The organism is Ekhidna sp. (assembly GCF_965228795.1).
In the GTDB taxonomy this organism is placed as follows: Bacteria; Bacteroidota; Bacteroidia; order Cytophagales; family Cyclobacteriaceae; genus Ekhidna.
The window spans coordinates 3,554,704-3,571,514 of record NZ_OZ245839.1 but is presented as its reverse complement, the minus strand read 5'-3'; the positions used below and the strand labels follow the sequence as shown (position 1 = coordinate 3,571,514).

The window sequence follows — 16,811 nt, the reverse complement described above, 5'->3', positions numbered from 1 at the left end:
AAAAAAGTTCACTTTTGATTCAACCTAATCACTATGGAAATGAATCAGCTTTGGATATTTGTTTTAGGATTATTGATGCTTTACTCTAATGACACCTACTCACAATCTAGTCCATCTCCACCTCCCCAAAAGGAAATAACTAATACAGATGGGGTTTGGCTCGGGTTTTATACCAAATATCATTTCAATGATAAATGGGCCTACTATGGTGAATACCATGTCAGGAAAAAGAATGGGTTTAATGATATGGCCCAAGTTTACCTTCGATTTGGAGCTACCTATACAATTAAAAAGTATTTAGACTTTACTGCCGGAATAGTCGTTCCATTTTACTGGGCTCCCAATCAAAATGACCCAAACGTTGATGGAGTGGTGCCTCAATATCGGTTTTGGCAGCAAGCAGTATTAGCGACACCATTTGAGCATATAAAAGTGTTTCATACATTACGTACAGAGCAAAGATGGAGGAGGGACTATCAAAAAAATGCACCTTTCGAATTGACTTATCGATTTAGATACAAGCTCACAGTATATGTTCCGTTAAACAAACCAGCCTTTGAAAATCATACTTTATTTGTATCGACGTATAATGAAATTTTTATTCAGGCAGGAGAGTCAATTGTTTATAATCACTTTGAAGATAATCGCACTTTCGTTGGCTTAGGGTATAACCTCAGTGAGCAGTTTCAAGTGCAGGGAGGGTATATGTTTACATTCAGGCATAAAGGGTCTCCATTTCACTACGAACAGAGGCATATCCTGAGGTTAAGTTTGTATCACCATATGGATTTACACTTAAATAGGCACAGAGAAGAAAGACCTATACCTATTCATTAATAGAGTTTATTGGAAAGCATGACAAGTGTACATGCTTTCAATGTTTCGATTCCTTTTTTGTTTGCTTTTTCATCAAGTGAAGGGTTTTCAGCGCCCGGATTAAATATGATTCTTTTAGGGTTTAGCGAAAGAATGTAATCTTCCCATTCTTGTTGATTTCTAGGGCCAACATACATGGTAACAGTGTGTACATCATCTATTGTTGGTTTTTCTCTAAGGTCCAATATCTGTTCTCCAAAAACGTCTCCCTTTTTGATCCCAACGGGAACAATTTCATGGTCATGCGCTTTCAATCTTTCTGCTGCCAGGTAGGCGTATCGCATGGGATTAGTAGTTGCTCCTAAAATCACTGTTTTTTTGCTCATTGAGTCTTGCTCTTGCTTTTTGTTAATGCAAATCCAATATTCACACCGAAAATTACCGGAAAGTGAATTGCAGATTTGACCTCTTGGTCAAAGTAATTGTCTAGCGCTTGAATTGGTTCATATTGTTTATTGAAAGACCTGGCATTTACACCTATTCCAAGGAAAGCATCAACAGTAAACCCTGACGTTCCTACGTCTTTCATCCAGCGTGAGCCAATAAAAATACCATAACCATAAGAAGTCTCTACCAGATTTCCGAATCTTCTTGGCATTTGAATAATGAGGGTGTCCGTATGGTTTACCTGATTATTTTGGTATTTGAAATTTACCTCATGTCCAAAGTAAAACATTCCAAGTTTTGAGTCTGCATGGTAGAACTTTTGCCTAAAATGAACCTGAGCTCCTCTTCTATATACTTGATAATCTCCAATTTCAGCATCTGATTGAAAAAATGGGGATCTTTTAATATCAATTTGAACCTCGTACCCCAGTCTCTCCTGAATGTAATATTCGATAGCTATTGGAAGCTGATCATTAGCTAACCAGATAGGGTTGGATCCCACTATGATTCCTTTGTATTCATTTACACGAGGTAAGAAATATCGTAGGCCTCTTTTTTCAGGATGATAGTCCGGTTTATCCTGGCTGTCTTTATCTAGTTCATCATTTGAAATACGCGTTTTAAAAATTGGCTTTTCGTTTTCATAAATTGGTCGGTAGGTTCCTGCTGTTGTTCCATCGGGATTAAAAAGCGTCCACTCCCCAACGCGTTTATCATCCTTGATCTTACCTTTCATTTTAATGGTGCCATCAGGGTAGTAGCCAATGTATTCACCTTCTCCTGCCTCAAGATCAGCCTCACCTTCGAGCTGTCCTTTCTCACTGTAGTAATACCATTTTCCTGTTTTTTCACCTTCAACGATTTTCCCCTTTGACTTCTGGTTGCCACTTGGGTAGTATTCATTAAAAACACCGTCTCCTTCATCGAAGGTAGCCTCGCCTAGCACTTCTCCTGTTGGGTAGAATAATTTCCAATATCCATCTTTCTGATCATTTATGACTGTTCCGGATTGACTTAGTGTTCCATTATCATGAAAATACTTCCAGTCTCCATGCCTTTTTCCACTACGATAGGTCCCTAATGCTGCTTTTTCACCATTCTGATGATAATAGACCCACTCACCGGTTTTTAAACCGTTTTCAAACTGACCAACAGCTTCTATTTCGCCAGTTTCATAATAATAGATCCATTCACCTTCACTTTTATTATTGACGTTTTTACCCTCCATCCGTCGTGAACCTGAAGGATAAAATTCAGTGTAATGGCCAACGCCATCCTCGATTACTGACTGGGACTTAAGTGTGCCATCTTCAAAAAAGTAATTCCAAATGCCTGTCTTCTGATTGTTTTCGTAGAACCCGTTGCTTTTTTCACCATCGTTTTCAAAATAGAACTTCCACAAACCTTCCTTAGAAGAGCCATTAAGGACTCCTTCTGATTTGATATTTCCATTCTCGTAGTAATACTTCCACATGCCGTGTGGCGTTCCTTTCCTGAACCTGCCTTCTACTTTCTTTCTGCCATTTTCATAGTAGTAATGCCACACGCTATCCGCCAGATTGTCTTCATACCAACCAAATGTTTTCAGTGAACCATTTAAATAAAATGCCTCATAAGAGCCTTCCAGCGTCGAGTCTTTAATGGAGTAGTGATAAATCTCACTTACTTTGGTGCTGTCAGAGTCGTAATAATTTTTAAGTTGCCTGACTTGGGCTTGTGCCAACATCATGCAACCGAAAAAGACAATATAAAAGCAAAGCCTAAGCATGCAGGCTTGATAATTCGCGTTTAAATTTCTGTCCCCACTCTTTCATTTCTTCGTCTGTCCATAGCTCTGGATAGAAAATGATTCTTTGCCTCCTTGGAGGTAGGTATTTTTGCCAATTTGTTCCACCGGAGGCTTTAATGACGTTTGGATCTCTTTGTAAATATCGAGTGGCTGATTTTAAATGCTGCAACGGCCAGTCTACATTGGCTTTTTGATCAAGGTGTTTTAATTCAGCAATGATCTCTTTATTCCCTTCGTAGTTTGCATAATATTTCCTCAGGAGGTTGCAGTCCTTTAGGTTTTCTCCCATTTCTATAAACTCTTTCCCATATTTTGCCTCGAATTGCTTTAGGGTTAATGTCTTCTTCCCAGTGGCTAATTCCGTGGCGCCAGCTTTCCAGTAGAGGTAATCGTATAGGCTGGTAATGTCCTTTTCATCTTTAAGATCATTTCTTTTATCAATATTCACCAGATTCTTAAAGTCAGTGGACATTATTTCGATTTTACGATACTGGGCAGATTGGAATCCGCTTGCTGGTAATAGTGCCATTCTGAATGCCAGGAATTGCTCCTGATCCATACCGTCTGTCATTACATCAAATGAATCAATGAGATGATCCAGGTAGCGATTTATTCTCCTTAATCTTTTACTGAAAAGTTCGGGATCAACAGGGTCAGTGTAAGCTGCCTGTTCCATTTCATTGAGGATCATCCTGAAATACAACTCAGTTACCTGATGGTACAAAATGAATATTTTTTCATCAGGGATGGCCGTTCTGGGAGATTGTAGGCTTAATAGAGTGTCAAGATGGATATAGTCCCAGTAGGTCAGATAATCTGAATAAAGAAGACCATCTAAATAGCTAGATAAATCCTGACCCATTGCTTCATATTTCTCTTCAAGCTTTTGCAGTTGTTTCAGAATGTTTTCGTCGATCTTCTTTTCGTCCATAGTGTGTTTTTGTTGTCTTTTATGGTTGTAAATTTGGCTCAAAATTTTAACAACAGACATAAACCCTACCTTTTGATGAGCGCAGAAAAGCGAAACTTTGTAGATGAATTTGAATCGCCGGATTTTTATATGCTGGACGATTTATTGACAGAGGAGCATAAATTAATCAGATCTTCGGTTAGAGACTTTGTGAAAAAAGAAATTACTCCTTTCATCGAAGGATGGGCGGAAAAGAATCACTTTCCCGAAGAAATCGTCAAGAAATTTGGAGAAGTGGGCGCTTTTGGGCCTACTGTTCCTGCCGAATACGGTGGTGGAGGGCTTGATTATATCTCTTATGGATTGATCATGCAAGAAATTGAGAGAGGTGATTCAGGAATGCGATCAACTGCCTCTGTTCAGGGCTCTTTGGTAATGTATCCGATTTATGCATATGGATCTGAAGAGCAAAGAAAGAAATACTTACCGAAGCTTGCTTCGGGTGAAATGCTCGGTTGTTTCGGTCTCACTGAGCCCAATCATGGTTCTAACCCGGGAGGGATGGAAACCAATTTCAAAGATATGGGAGACCACTACTTGCTGAATGGAGCTAAAATGTGGATTTCCAATTCGCCTAAAGCAGATATTGCTGTGGTTTGGGCAAAAAATGAAGAAGGTAGAATCCATGGATTGATTGTAGAGCGAGGTATGGAAGGGTTTACCACACCTGAAACACATGGAAAGTGGTCCCTTAGAGCCTCTTGCACCGGAGAGTTGGTTTTCAGTGATGTAAAAGTCCCAAAAGAGAATCTTTTGCCGAATAAAAGTGGACTAGGAGCGCCTCTTGGATGTTTGGATAAAGCACGATTTGGTATAGCCTGGGGAGCTATTGGCGCAGCGATGGACTGCTATGATTCAGCTAGAAGGTATTCACTGGAAAGAGAGCAATTCGGCAAGCCTATTGGAGGCTTTCAACTGGTTCAAAAGAAATTAGCTGAAATGCTAACAGAGATAACCAAAGCTCAGCTGGTAAACTGGAAGCTTGGAAAGATGATGGATGAGGGAAAAGCGACAACATCTCAGATTTCTATGGCAAAGCGAAATAGCGTGGAAATGGCACTCAACATTGCCAGGGAGGCACGACAAATTCACGGAGGAATGGGGATAACCGGTGAGTATCCAATGATGAGACATATGATGAACTTGGAATCAGTGGTGACATATGAGGGTACGCATGATATTCACCTTTTGATTTTGGGAGCTGAAATCACCGGAATTCAAGCCTTTAAATAAAATGAAAGCGCCCCATTTGGGATTGGGGCGCTTTACAACCTACTCTACTACTACAAAATAATCTTTATCAGGCATTTCTCCACCCATAAGGGTTTACATCTGCTGTGAAAATCTGAGAGATCACCTTGTTCTCAGACACATCCAACACACACTGCATTGTCAGTTCGTTCCAAATCAGTTTTGAGACTTCATTTTCAAACTTTTTTTCGTCTCCTTCAAAATGACTTTTGATAAGTTCATGCTTACCAACAGCAGCTACTTCTTCTGATGGTTTATTTTTATATACGATGGTGTATTCTTTCATCAAATTGAAATTTTAAATAAAACTTCAACAGATTGAAATTGTTGGATAATAGTGTTGAATTTATTTTGCTGCTTCTGTTATGAAGTTTTCCACTGACTCGGCAAGAGTTGATTCTCTGGTAAGATATGGGCGAAAATGTTTTTCGATCAACTGATGGTAACGACCAAACACATTGTTTCGCTGCATATAAGTTTCCGGATATGTGATGCCATGATCCTGAAGTAAGTTTTTAGAAACTTCACCGGTTAAGTAAAAAAGTATGACATGCCAGAGTTGCCGTGTGGGCTTTAAACCTTTGACTTCAGTCACATCTTTGATAGTTCCTCCGATGAAATAGCTGCTGCCAAGAATAAGGTGATGAGCGGATTCATGATAAAGTAATTCTACCCAGTTGCCGGGCACCTCATTTTCACCAGATGCATTCATAACCACGTGGGTAGGAAAGATTGAAGTATAAGGCCTGTTTCTTGGATTCCATGTTGAGGATTTGGCATAGAATGTTACATCAACTTTAATTGGCTCAAAGTCCCAAAATTGACGTGTTAGTTTCGTGATACGATCTACATACTTTTCTTCTGTATTTCTGATAATTGAAATATTTTCATCCAGAACCTTGGTACAGGCCTCAAGGTGTGATTTCCAAAATAATGCTTGGTAGGTTGGACTGAATTCAGTGAGTATTTTAAAGTGTTCTACAAATTCAGTTGGAATTATGTCTAATGTGTTCTCATCTTGAGTAATCCAATTTTTGAACGCTGTTTGATACTCACTCAATCTTAGATCTTCTTTGGTGAGATATGTTTTGTAGTATGCTAAGGCTTTTGAAAGTTCATTTTTTGAGTTTTCATCTATTTCTAGTGAAATCAATGTGCTATCTAATTCCTGATTCATAAATGACTCTAACCAAAGGAAATGATGCATGTTGAACCAATAATTAACTGAAAACTGATAGTATTTGGAAGTATCGGAGTAGGCGATTCGTTCCTGGCAAAAAGATGAAAGACCAATGCTAAGGCAGATAATAATTGTGAATTTTTTCATGAAGCATTATTTAATTGAATAGCCGTCAGTGGTAAATGAAAACCCTTTATTTCCGTATTGACCAATCATGATTGCCTGAATAATTGGTTTTACTGTTGAGTTTTTAGCACTGATTTTAACAATGAAATTTGCACCTGAGCCACCTGAATTATCTTCCCGTTCAATTACATAATTAATAGTGGCCATTGGCCTCAAGCTAATCTGATTTTCAAGGTATCTTCTTACCAATTTTCCATCTGTGTTGAAATAATCAATCTTTGAAATGAATAGTGAGTCAGTATAGCTCGTATTCCGAATGCTCAAAGTAGCTGCAAGTAAGCTCTTTTGATTGGTCGCATCGATATATATATCTGAGTATATAGGAACATATACAACATCTTCAAATTCCATTTCGGACTTTGGAATTACCTCTTCCATTTCCAACGCCTCCAGTTCATTTGTGCCGGTTGATTCATTCACATTTGGATCCGGCTTACCACAAAATGTGAGCAATAGCAATAAGCTCGTATATGTTAAAGTCCTTTGCATAAAGGAAAGATAGTTAGAAGCTTTCGTTAAATATCTATTCCATTCGCCATTAGTTCGGCAAGCAATGGTATGATTGCCATAATTACTAGTTCAGCTTTGATAAAATTTCTGATTTTCCGCACATTATGTAGTTCTACTTCTCTTAGACCTTGCAGTTTCATTCTCTTTTTTGCTCTAGCAATCATAATTGTAGGGTATATGGAAAGTAAGCCTACGATAACAAACAGGGATATTTTTATCAAAAAAAGCGTGTTGCCGGAATAGTAAGTGGAGCCTTTACCAAATAGAAACCAATTGAGTAAGCCTGTTCCTACAACCATTATTGCGGCAAGTCCATACATACCATCCACTTTACTTAATAAGTTTAGTGATTTGCCGGTAATTGATTTTCTCAATAAAATAAGTTCAGCAATCAATGTGCAAAAGATGGTTAAAATAAACAGCAGGTGAGTGTAGGTATTAAGAGCGAGGTTGATCATGACACTGGTTAAAATTGGCATGAATTTATAAAAAAAGGTCCGACTCAGCCAAAAGGCAAGTCGAACCCAACCAACTATCCTTAGATAGCTCTTTTTGAAGGAGATGAGTGACCTTCTATTTTTTAACCAATTACGACGCTAGATTAACTACTTAAAAAGAATAAAGAAACCATTACATTATAATTTTTCAAAAAATACCCAAAAATGGGTAGCGTTATTAGTCAATATATGTATTGCTTCTTGGCTACTAAATATTTCAATAGCATATAAATTATGATAATAAATACCCTATTTAGGGGATTTACATTGATGCTTATCGTCCATACTTTTAGGTTTCATTCTTAATAAAGGAAGCCATGCAAAAAGGTATCATGTTTTCATTTGGAGTTTTCCTGATTGTATGTGTCACAAGAGTAAAGCTGACCCATACCAGTCATGATAAATACCAACAGATTATTAATCCCAACGAGATTAAAGCGATTGATATGAACGAGCCATGGCCATTTAATCAAACGCTGAGTAAGGTTGATCCGAGTTTAGATGATTTAATGGTTTTGGCTAACCAATCGAGCGAAAAGGTCATTTAATCACAATTTCTGGAGAAGTGCTTTTATCAAAACCACTAATTTTTTTTCCGCAGTTTTTGCTGTGGCAATAATATCTTCAATATCAATTGGCTGAAGGTTATCCGGATCGCATTCGTCCGTTAAGACAGATATGGCTGACACAGGAAGCCCCATTTGATTTGCAGCGATTACTTCAGGTACCGTACTCATGCCTACCACATCTGCACCAATCATTCGAAGAAATCGATATTCGGCTCTGGTTTCCAGGCTAGGTCCAACTACTGATACATAGGTGCCCTTATTAAGTTTTATTTCATTTTCGTTTGCTGCCTCTAGTAATCGTTCATTCATTTCTGGATCATAAGGCTGACTCATGTCAGTAAATATTTGGCCAAAAGCGCTTGCTTCATGTCCCCGTAATGGATTATCCGGTTGTAGATTAATATGATCTTCCAGGAGCATTAACTCACCTTTCTTCCAATCCAAATTCATGCACCCGCCGGCATTTGAAATGATTAGTTTTTTTATCCCAAGCATCTGCATAACTCGAACGGGAAACACTACCTGACCCATGCTATGCCCTTCATAGTAATGAAAGCGACCCTGCATGGCCACAACAGTTTTATTATTCAGTCTTCCGTATATCAGCTTACCCTTGTGAAACTCTACAGTAGCGATAGGAAAGTGTGGGATGTTAGCATACACAAATTCATGAATTATTTCTATTTCCTCAGTAAGTGCTCCAAGTCCTGTACCCAGGATAATCCCTACATCCGGGTTATCAAATCCTTTTTCCTTAAGAAACTTAACAGCCGCACTTACTTTTTCAATCATTTGCATATCTTCAATCGTTTAATTTGATCACTCTTTTAGTAGAAATCTCTAAATTGACTTGAAATTACTTAGACTCCAATCACAATGAAAAAAATTCTTACTCTAGCCCTTCTTGCATCACTTTTTAGAGTTGATGCGCAGGAGCCAATAGCCTCAACAGAGATGGAGCTATTTGGAGATCATATTTTCATCAATTTAAGTGTTGATGGCTCTGACCCACTTGAGTTTATTTTCGATACAGGGGATGGTCTTCCTGTGATTGACTTGGAAGTGGCAAAGGCCTTAGGCCTGGATTTAGATCATTCTGCTACTAAAACTAGTGCTCAGGGCACTGTAAAAGGTGCATTAATTGACCATAACACCATTGAATTAGAAGGTGTTTTATTAGAAAAAGATATTCAGCTCTATGCTACTAGTCTGCAGCATTTAGAGATGAGTGTTGGAAAAAACATAGATGGCATCATAGGGTTTGATCTCCTGCATCATTATGTAGTTAAGCTTGACTATGACAATGGCATGTTTGAATTGTATGATCAGAGCTCCTATAATCACGATGGATTTGGTGAGAGCTTTGAGTTTAAGCTGGATAATTACATACCACATATAGCGTGTGAGGTTAAACTAAACGATGGAGAGGTTCTGGAAGGTGATTTCTTCATAAACACAGGGGCAGGTACTACTTTGGATTTCAATACCCGATTTGCTCAGAAGAATGATATTATTACCAGAACCGGAGAGCATTTTTCATATCCTGTGGCCGGTATTAGCAACAATGAGACGATGCACTATGAAGGACGGGTTAGAAAATTTGGTTTTGGAACTTTTGATTTTTCCAAAATGCCAATTGGAATAAGCACTGCTAAGCACGGAATTCAAAACAATAAAAAGGTGGCCGGAATTCTTGGAAATAAATTACTGCGTAGATTTAATATTACTTTTGATTACTCGAGAGAAGTTATCTACTTCCTAAAGAATAGTAACTTTAATGATGCCTTTACAGTAAATGCAAGTGGTTTGTATTTGCAACTGAATGAGGATATGGAGAAGGTTGTTGTGAAACGAGTGTATGATGCTAGTCCCGCCAAAGTAGCTGGTATTAAAAAAGATGCTGAAATTCTGAAAGTAAATGGTCAAAGTGTGAGTGAGTTTACATTGCCACAGCTTCTCAAATTGTTGGAAAAAGTAAATGAAGACGTTGAGATCACCGTCTGGCAGATGGGAGAGGAGCAAACCTTTACCTTAGACTTGAGACAACTAATCTAGTTTAGGTAGCTTAAACGCTATCTATTGCTTGCAAAATGATCTTACAGGCATCTTTTATTTCTTCTTCTGAAATAATTAAGGGCGGTGCGATGCGCATTGAATGATCATTGAATAAAAACCAGTCAGTAACCACACCCAGTTCAATAGCTCTATCTATTATCGGTTTCAATTCATCATATGATTCGAATTCTACTGCCATCATCAGGCCTTTGCTTCTTACGTTCCTAATTTTAGGATGCTTTAGCAGTTGATGAAACAAAGCCTCTTTGTTTTCAATACTCTTAAGTAAATCTTCATCTAAAATTGCTTTCAGGGTCGCAAGAGAAGCGGCAGATGAAACAGGATGTCCCCCAAAGGTTGAAATATGCCCAAGCACCGGATTGTTAGTAAAAACATCCATAATTTTCTTAGAGGAGATAAAACAACCTATTGGCATGCCACCTCCCATTCCCTTAGCACTAACTAAAATATCAGGTTGGATATTGTAATGTTCAAAGGCCCAAAATTTTCCGGTTCTGCCGAATCCACATTGAATTTCATCTAAAATGAGAAGCGTCTCAGTTTCATCACACTTTTTCCTAAGTGCTTTCCAGTAGGTTTCACCCACATGCCGAACGCCTGCTTCACCCTGAATAGTCTCAATTACAACAGCCCCGGTCTCGTTATCTATCTGTTGCAGGTCTTCCTCAATCCCAAACTCGATATGATTGATTCCAGGCAATAATGGTCGATAATTTTGCTTAAAAGATTCACTACCTGTTAAAGAAAGGGCACCATGTGAAGATCCATGATAGGCATTTTTGCATGCTATGATTTTGGATTTGCCTGTAAATCTTTTAGCTAGCTTCATTGCGCCTTCAATAGCCTCACTACCGGAATTTACAAGATAAACTGAGTCTAAGGTTTCAGGAAGTGTGCTAACCAATGCTTCGGCAAGTTTGACTTGTGGGCTTTGAACAAACTCGCCATACACCATAACATGAAGATGTTTATCCACTTGATCTTTAATGGCATCAACCACTCTTGGGTGTCTATGACCAACATTCGAAACGCCTATACCCGATATAAGGTCTATGTATTTTTTGCCATTAACATCGGTCATATAGACTCCCTCTGCCGATACCATCTCAAGCATAAGGGGAGCGTCAGATGTCTGAGCAAGATTAGATAGAAAAATCTGTCTGTTAGTAAGCATTCTGCAAAGATGCGTGACAAAAAAAGCCGAAGCAATTATGCATCGGCTTAAAAAGGTCACTTTAGTGATTGGGTTAACTTTTTCTATTAACTGCCTTTCTAGCTTTATCTACAATGTCATTTACCCCAAGGCCATATTTATCTAGTAGGTCCGTTGGTTTACCGCTTTCCCCAAATTGATCATCTACCGCCACAAATTCCTGTGGCACTAATTCATTTTTCACTATCGTTTGAGCAATGCTTTCGCCAAGCCCTCCAGCCATTTGATGTTCTTCAGCAGAAACTGCACAACCTGTTTTTGAAATTGACTTCAAAATAGCATCCTCATCTAATGGTTTTATTGTGTGTATATTGATTACTTCTGCTGATATCCCCTGCGCTGCAAGGATTGCTTCTGCTTCGATAGCTCGCCACACCATGTGACCGGTAGCAAAAATCGATACATCAGAGCCTTCAATTAGCGTGATGGCTTTACCAATTTCAAACGGTTGATCTTCCATAAACATTGGCCATCCAGGTCTTCCAAACCTGAGGTAAACCGGGCCATGATGATCAGCAATAGCTATGGTAGCCGCTTTGGTTTGATGATAATCACAAGGATTTATTACCGTGAAATTCGGAAGCATTTTAGTCATTCCAATATCCTCCAATACTTGGTGGGTGGCACCATCCTCACCTAAAGTCAATCCGGCATGAGAGGCACATACCTTTACGTTTTTTTCAGAATAGGCAATGGATTGACGCAGTTGATCATACACTCTACTTGTTGAAAAGTTTGCAAATGTTCCTGTAAATGGAATTTTGCCAGCAGTTGCTAATCCTGCTGCTATACCCATCATATTAGCCTCTGCAATTCCAACCTGAAAGAATCTTTCCGGAAATTCTTTTTGGAAGGCATTCATTTTCAAGGATCCGGTTAAGTCGGCACATAGACCAACTACGTTAGGATTGTTTTTAGCTACTTCCAAAAGTCCATCACCGAACCCTGAACGTGTATCTTTTTTATCTGTGAAGGTAAGTTTAGTTTTCATTCTAAAAGTATTGGTGATTAATAGTCCCCTAAAGTTTCTTCTAATTGGCTTAATGCATCAGCAAGCTGCTCATCATTGGGTGCAACTCCATGCCATTTGTGAGTGCCTTCCATAAAGTCAACACCTTTCCCCATTTCGGTAGTCATTAATACCATAATCGGCTTTCCATTGCCGGATTTGGATTTTGCATCCTCCATTGTTGGGATTAGTTGTTCTAAATCGTTTCCATCACATTCTAAAACAATCCAACCGAAAGACTCATATTTAGCTTTTAAATCACCAAGATTATTCACTTCTGCTAAAGGTCCATCAATTTGCTGACCATTATAATCGATGGTTGCTATTAAGTTATCTACTTTATTATGCGCTGCGAACATAACCGCTTCCCATACTTGCCCTTCTTGCTGCTCACCATCTCCCATTAGTACAAAGACGTTTCGATCATCTCCATTAAGCTTCTTTGCTAGCGCTACACCGATAGCTGCCGACAATCCTTGCCCTAAAGATCCTGAGGCAATTCTGATACCGGGTAATCCTTCCTCAGTTGCAGGATGCCCCTGTAATCTTGAGTCAAGTTTTCTAAAGGTTGCCAATTCTGATACATCAAAAAAACCAGCTCTTGCTAATGTGCTATAAAAAACAGGAGATATATGGCCATTTGAGAGAAAGAAAACATCTTCATTTTCACCTTCCATGTTAAAAGAAGGATCATACTTCATGATGTGATGATAAAGAGTTACGAAATACTCTGTACAGCCAAGTGAGCCTCCGGGATGTCCGGAATTTACTGCGTGAACCATGCGAACAATATCACGCCTGGTTTGACTGCATATGTTTTTAAGATTTTTAATGTCAGGTGTAGAGGTCATGAAAAAAGGAAATTTTGTAGGGCGCAAATCTATTCTTTTATAAGGAAAAGAAGCAGTGTTTGAAGTTTACAATTATTGGAATCATCACTTGAAAAATGTGAAGTAATTTCAATGAAAACAGGAGACAGTGGTATTTATTCTGGTCGTTAGCATTGCTAGAATGTTAAATTTTGTCTTTCTTTAAACCAACGTAACTAAATTTTTAACTAAAAAGTAAAGTATGAAGAGGATTTTACTACTTACTCTAGTGTTCTCTTTTGTTGCCATCACTACGATGGCACAGAGGACAGTATCTGGTAAGGTCACCGATGATTCCGGTGAAGCTTTGCCAGGTGTGAACGTTGTGATTAAAGGCACAACGACGGGGGTGACAACCGATTTAGATGGTAATTATCGAATTACTGTTGAAAGCGGAGCAACCTTGGTTTTTTCTTATGTAGGATTTGAAACGCAGGAAGTTCCTGTCGGATCAAGAACTACACTAGATCTTGAAATGAGCGGTGCAACAGAACTACAAGAAGTAGTTGTTACAGCACTCGGTATCTCCAAGAAAAAAGATAATGACATTAGTTCTGCAAGTATTGTAAAAACTGATGCTGTTGAAAGATCTGGAGAAGCTGGTCTAATTCAAGGTCTGGCAGGAAAATCATCTGGTGTATTGATTACTCAAAACACTGGTGATCCTGGAGCTGGAGCTTGGATTCAAATTAGAGGACAAAACACCATTAATGGTTCTACTGGTCCTTTAATTATTGTGGACGGAGTTCCAATGTCAAATAGTTCTTATGGAGCTGGTACAGCTGGCGTTGTTCAGCAATCTCGTTTGAATGACCTTGCTGCTTCTGACATTGAAAGCATGACTGTATTAAAAGGTGCTGCTGCCGCAGCAGTTTGGGGTACAGCTGCAGCAAATGGTGTGCTAGTAATCAAAACAAAGAAAGGACGTGTAGACGGAGGAAACTTTGCTGTTGATTTCAATGCGTCTTGGTCGGTTGACCAAATTAACCGTGAACATGAAAAGCAAGGAATATATGGTCAGGGTGCTGGCGGTGTTTGGAACTCTAATGCTTCCGGTCTATCATGGGGTGATAGAATCGCTGATAGAGCAGGGGGTGCAGATGCAGTAGATACATCTGGTCCTTACTTTGTTGGAGACCAAACTGGAACAACCTATTATCCGGTAACAGCTAAAAACTCAAGAGAAGTTTTTAACGATGTAAACCGAAATCAAGTATTCAGGGATGGTTCTACATCTAACTATTCATTAGGTGTTAGTTATGTAGGGGCTGATAAAAGCAATACTTACTTTGGAATTAACCGACTTGATCAAAAAGGTATTATTAATGGATTTTCTGATTATACCAGAAACTCTCTTCGATTGAATCATTCAAGAGAATTCAGTGATAGAGTTACTGGAAGAATTAATGCTTCTTACATTAACACTGAATCTAACAGAATTCAAACTGGTTCAAACCTTAATGGTTTGTATCTAGGTTATTTAAGAACAGCTCCTGACTTTAATAATACCGATTACAGTGGTACTTACTACAGTGGTCCTAATGATGCAGTTGGGGTTCCTAGAAGTCATAGATCTTATAGAGCCAGACAAATTGGACAAGGGGCTGCTATCTATAACAACCCGGGATGGACAATTAATAATAACCTCAACCCGAACAGAACTGATCGAGTGATTTTTACTCCGGAGATGAATGTTGAGCTATTGGATAATATGTCAATTACAGCTAGGTATGGAGTTGATTTCTGGTTTGATAAGAGAAGAACTTATTACCAGGTGAATTCTGCTGGAGACTTTACTCAAGGAGCATATTACAGAGACGATAGAAATGAAAAAACTGAAAACTTCAATATTTTCTTAAATGGAAATAATGAATTAGGATCTTCAGTATCATTAAACTGGATTGCTGGTTATATGCTTGAGTCTACTAGTTATGGAAGATTAAGCACTTCAACAAACGTGTTTTTGAATGCTGATCCAAGTAAGCAGTTGGTTACCAACGCAACTAACGATAACATCCTTGGTGAAGAATATAACAGCTTGAATAAGAAAAATGCAGGTTATTATACATTGAACTTCACAATTGCTGAGGATTTATTATTGGAAACAACAGGTAGATTAGAAAGAAGTACGACGCTTACTGATATCAACTTCTACCCTAGTGTTTCAGCTGGATATATCCTTACCAATAAGCTTCTTGGAAATGATGGATTCTTATCATTTGCCAAGTTAAGAGCTAACTGGGGGCAGGTAGGTATTGAACCTCAGCTGTATATCAACCGAGATATTTTCTTTTCATCAACTGCTGGTTCAGAAGGATGGGGAGATTACCTAGATGGTGCAAACTACGGCGGAACAGTTAGAAGAGGTGCTATTCAGGGTAATCCAGATCTTACAAGAGAGACGGTAACTGAGTGGGAAGTTGGTACTGATTTCAGAGTATTAAATGACAAATTAAGTGTTGGTTTTACTTACTATAACAGAGTAACAACTGATGCGATCATGGAAATCGAGACCCCAGCTACAACTGGTTACTCTTCAGCTTATCAAAATGCGGCTGAGATCAGTAACACAGGAATCGAGATCGATTGGAATTATAATTATGTGACTGGAAATGGACTGGATATTAATGTATTCGGAACATTTACGAAATATAAAAACATAGTAGAGAAACTTCCGAATGTAAGTAGAATCATCTTGAATGGATTTACTAGTACTTCATCATCGGTTGTTGAAGGTGCTCCATTTGGTGCAATTTATGGAGGTAGATATGCTAGAAATGCAGATGGATCAATAGAGACAGATGCATCCGGATTCCCTGTCATTGACGATGAGCAAGGAGTTATTGGTGATCCTAACCCGGATTTCAGAGCTTCATTGGGAGCATCTGCCGCGTATAAAGGTTTGAAATTCTCATTTATGTGGGAGACAAGTCAGGGTAATGATATGTGGGCTGGTACTTGGGGTGTTCTTCATTACTTTGGAATTGCTCCTGAAACAGCTGTTGAGTCAACTGCTCCAGTTGAACTACCGACATATTTGGGAGGTACAATAGCTCAAGGTGCTACTTTCAGAGGAAGTGTTGCTGACTTTGGTGGTGGACCTGTTGCTTTGGAAGAAGGCTGGTACCGAACTGATGGTGGAGGATTCGGATCTCTTGATGAGCAATTCGTAAGAGATGCTTCATGGACAAAACTTAGAGAGGTTAGTCTTTCATACATGCTGCCTTCAAACATTGCAGGTAAGCTAGGAATGGAAGAGATTGAGGTAGGAGTTTCAGGTAGAAACCTTATCATAATCACTGACTTCCCTGGAATTGATCCGGAAGTTAACTTGACTGGAGCTTCTAGAGGTAGAGGACTGGATTACTTTACAAATCCAGCAACTCAAAGCTATTTGTTTAACCTAAGAGCTCGATTCTAAAAGATTAA

Annotated in this window: 16 protein-coding genes; 5 read left to right on the top strand and 11 right to left on the bottom strand. The window is 38.8% G+C overall.

Annotation, left to right across the window (positions count from 1 at the left end; translation table 11 throughout):
• Window positions 1–33: 33 nt before the first annotated feature.
• Window positions 34–837 (top strand): DUF2490 domain-containing protein, encoded by an 804-nt coding sequence (locus ACQK2H_RS16015; RefSeq protein WP_425392387.1) that lies wholly within the window; start codon window positions 34–36, stop codon window positions 835–837.
• Here ACQK2H_RS16015 and ACQK2H_RS16010 read toward each other — a convergent pair.
• Genes ACQK2H_RS16010 through ACQK2H_RS16000 form a run of 3 tightly spaced genes read right to left on the bottom strand, consistent with a single transcriptional unit; the run spans window position 834 to window position 3,983 of the window.
• Window positions 834–1,202: a CoA-binding protein gene (locus tag ACQK2H_RS16010; RefSeq protein ID WP_425392386.1), complete on the bottom strand. Its 369-nt coding sequence runs from the start codon at window positions 1,200–1,202 to the stop codon at window positions 834–836. The genes ACQK2H_RS16015 and ACQK2H_RS16010 overlap by 4 nt on opposite strands.
• A complete protein-coding gene (locus ACQK2H_RS16005) occupies window positions 1,199–3,031 on the bottom strand; it encodes a toxin-antitoxin system YwqK family antitoxin (RefSeq protein ID WP_425392385.1) in 1,833 nt (610 codons plus the stop codon). Before ACQK2H_RS16005 ends, ACQK2H_RS16010 begins: the two co-directional genes overlap by 4 nt.
• The gene (locus ACQK2H_RS16000) at window positions 3,024–3,983 is read right to left on the bottom strand and encodes a tryptophan 2,3-dioxygenase family protein (RefSeq protein ID WP_425392384.1); all 960 of its coding nucleotides are present in this window, start codon (window positions 3,981–3,983) and stop codon (window positions 3,024–3,026) included. The genes ACQK2H_RS16005 and ACQK2H_RS16000 overlap by 8 nt, the downstream gene beginning before the upstream one ends.
• A 75-nt stretch (window positions 3,984–4,058) precedes the next feature.
• Between ACQK2H_RS16000 and ACQK2H_RS15995 the strand changes: the two genes are divergently transcribed.
• Window positions 4,059–5,255 carry an acyl-CoA dehydrogenase family protein gene (locus tag ACQK2H_RS15995; protein ID WP_425392383.1) on the top strand — a complete coding sequence of 399 codons (1,197 nt, stop codon included), beginning with the start codon at window positions 4,059–4,061 and terminating at the stop codon, window positions 5,253–5,255.
• Between the two features lie 67 nt (window positions 5,256–5,322).
• Here ACQK2H_RS15995 and ACQK2H_RS15990 read toward each other — a convergent pair whose 3' ends face one another.
• Genes ACQK2H_RS15990 through ACQK2H_RS15975 form a run of 4 tightly spaced genes read right to left on the bottom strand, consistent with a single transcriptional unit; the run spans window position 5,323 to window position 7,607 of the window.
• On the bottom strand, window positions 5,323–5,559 hold the full coding sequence (locus ACQK2H_RS15990) for a hypothetical protein (protein ID WP_425392382.1): 237 nt from the start codon (window positions 5,557–5,559) through the stop codon (window positions 5,323–5,325).
• A 60-nt stretch (window positions 5,560–5,619) separates the two neighbouring features.
• Complete coding sequence (locus ACQK2H_RS15985; protein WP_425392381.1) at window positions 5,620–6,600, bottom strand: hypothetical protein; 981 nt, start codon at window positions 6,598–6,600, stop codon at window positions 5,620–5,622.
• 6 nt (window positions 6,601–6,606) lie between these two features.
• Window positions 6,607–7,128 carry a DUF3124 domain-containing protein gene (locus ACQK2H_RS15980; RefSeq protein ID WP_425392380.1) on the bottom strand — a complete coding sequence of 174 codons (522 nt, stop codon included), beginning with the start codon at window positions 7,126–7,128 and terminating at the stop codon, window positions 6,607–6,609.
• A 26-nt stretch (window positions 7,129–7,154) separates the two neighbouring features.
• Window positions 7,155–7,607: a DUF2214 family protein gene (locus ACQK2H_RS15975; RefSeq protein ID WP_425392379.1), complete on the bottom strand. Its 453-nt coding sequence runs from the start codon at window positions 7,605–7,607 to the stop codon at window positions 7,155–7,157.
• A gap of 356 nt (window positions 7,608–7,963) precedes the next feature.
• Between ACQK2H_RS15975 and ACQK2H_RS15970 the strand changes: the two genes are divergently transcribed.
• Window positions 7,964–8,194, top strand: a complete 231-nt coding sequence (locus tag ACQK2H_RS15970; RefSeq protein ID WP_425392378.1) for a hypothetical protein — start codon at window positions 7,964–7,966, stop codon at window positions 8,192–8,194.
• Here the strand turns inward: ACQK2H_RS15970 and ACQK2H_RS15965 are convergent, their stop codons facing one another.
• Complete coding sequence (locus tag ACQK2H_RS15965) at window positions 8,195–9,013, bottom strand: purine-nucleoside phosphorylase (RefSeq protein ID WP_425392377.1); 819 nt, start codon at window positions 9,011–9,013, stop codon at window positions 8,195–8,197. It abuts the gene before it with no gap.
• A gap of 78 nt (window positions 9,014–9,091) precedes the next feature.
• Between ACQK2H_RS15965 and ACQK2H_RS15960 the strand changes: the two genes are divergently transcribed.
• Window positions 9,092–10,270 (top strand): aspartyl protease family protein, encoded by a 1,179-nt coding sequence (locus tag ACQK2H_RS15960; RefSeq protein WP_425392376.1) that lies wholly within the window; start codon window positions 9,092–9,094, stop codon window positions 10,268–10,270.
• A 10-nt stretch (window positions 10,271–10,280) separates the two neighbouring features.
• On the opposite strand, the gene ACQK2H_RS15955 is transcribed toward ACQK2H_RS15960, so the two are convergent.
• From ACQK2H_RS15955 to ACQK2H_RS15945, 3 genes are all read right to left on the bottom strand, one after another.
• The gene (locus tag ACQK2H_RS15955; protein ID WP_425392375.1) at window positions 10,281–11,465 is read right to left on the bottom strand and encodes an aspartate aminotransferase family protein; all 1,185 of its coding nucleotides are present in this window, start codon (window positions 11,463–11,465) and stop codon (window positions 10,281–10,283) included.
• 73 nt (window positions 11,466–11,538) lie between these two features.
• Window positions 11,539–12,495, bottom strand: a complete 957-nt coding sequence (locus tag ACQK2H_RS15950; protein ID WP_425392374.1) for a transketolase family protein — start codon at window positions 12,493–12,495, stop codon at window positions 11,539–11,541.
• Window positions 12,496–12,512: 17 nt separating this feature from the next.
• Window positions 12,513–13,364, bottom strand: coding sequence for a transketolase (locus tag ACQK2H_RS15945; RefSeq protein WP_425392373.1), 852 nt, complete (start codon window positions 13,362–13,364; stop codon window positions 12,513–12,515).
• Between the two features lie 220 nt (window positions 13,365–13,584).
• Between ACQK2H_RS15945 and ACQK2H_RS15940 the strand changes: the two genes are divergently transcribed.
• Window positions 13,585–16,803: a SusC/RagA family TonB-linked outer membrane protein gene (locus tag ACQK2H_RS15940; protein WP_425392372.1), complete on the top strand. Its 3,219-nt coding sequence runs from the start codon at window positions 13,585–13,587 to the stop codon at window positions 16,801–16,803.
• The last annotated feature ends 8 nt before the right edge of the window (window positions 16,804–16,811 follow it).